The following is a 348-nucleotide window of genomic DNA, read 5'->3' as shown; positions in this document are numbered from 1 at the left end:
GTCTGGGGGTTGGCGTCCACGTCGAGCTTGGCGACCGTCAGCTGCTCGGGGTGTTCGGCCGCGATCTGCTCGAGCACCGGGGCCACCATCTTGCACGGGCCACACCAGGTCGCCCAAAAGTCAACCAGCACAGGCTTGTCGGCCGACAACACGTCGGCTGCGAACGACGCGTCGGTCACGTCCATGGTGCTGTCAGTCATTGAGCGCCCCCGTCATCGTGTCGGCCGGAATCTCGGTCGCATCACCGTGCGCGGCCTCGCTCGACATCACGTGCTCGGCCAGCCAGCGTTCGGCGTCGATGGCCGCCGCACAACCGCTGCCGGCAGCGGTGACGGCCTGACGGTAGGT

The 348-nt window shown here is 67.8% G+C and carries 1 protein-coding gene; it reads right to left on the bottom strand.

What is annotated here, in order from left to right; translation table 11 throughout:
- A partial coding sequence (locus tag FPZ47_RS30855; RefSeq protein ID WP_425461863.1) for a thioredoxin family protein occupies positions 1 to 200 on the bottom strand: 200 nt, incomplete at its 3' end.
- Positions 201 to 348 lie beyond the last annotated feature (148 nt).

This window comes from Mycobacterium helveticum (assembly GCF_007714205.1).
Classification (GTDB): domain Bacteria; phylum Actinomycetota; class Actinomycetes; order Mycobacteriales; family Mycobacteriaceae; genus Mycobacterium; species Mycobacterium helveticum.
Note: the sequence above shows the minus strand (reverse complement) of the source record. Positions and strands in the feature narration are given on the sequence as shown.